This is a genomic window from Pseudodesulfovibrio sp. JC047, assembly GCF_010468615.1.
GTDB lineage: Bacteria > Desulfobacterota > Desulfovibrionia > Desulfovibrionales > Desulfovibrionaceae > Pseudodesulfovibrio.
The window spans coordinates 1-313 of record NZ_WUEH01000131.1; the positions used below are offsets into that span (position 1 = coordinate 1).

The following is a 313-nucleotide window of genomic DNA, read 5'->3' on the forward strand; positions in this document are numbered from 1 at the left end:
TCATCAATATCTTTAGAAACCTTTATCACTTTAGCGACAAACAAATTAGCGTAATCGGTCAAAAAAAGCTGCAAAAAATTTTTTTCACTAGTGGCTTTGTAAATCTCTTCTAAAGAGTGGTGCTTTTCTTGATCGTTGAGCTTTGATCGGATTTTACCAAAGCCCACTTGGGATTTTTCTTGTAAAACGCTTAAATGTTGTTGGATGACATCTCGCTGGTAGTAAGGGTTATAAAGGATCAAGAGGTGGTTCATGCCTTGCCTTATTTGATGATCTCTGTGAGATTCTGCTTGACCTCGTCAGGATTTTTCTC

At 37.4% G+C, this 313-nt stretch carries 1 protein-coding gene; it reads right to left on the reverse strand.

Annotated features, from left to right (window positions below):
* Nucleotides 1–254, reverse strand: a 254-nt coding sequence (locus tag GO013_RS16890; protein ID WP_203529730.1) for a hypothetical protein, incomplete at its 3' end; no start/stop codon positions are given.
* Between the last annotated feature and the right edge of the window lie 59 nt (nt 255–313).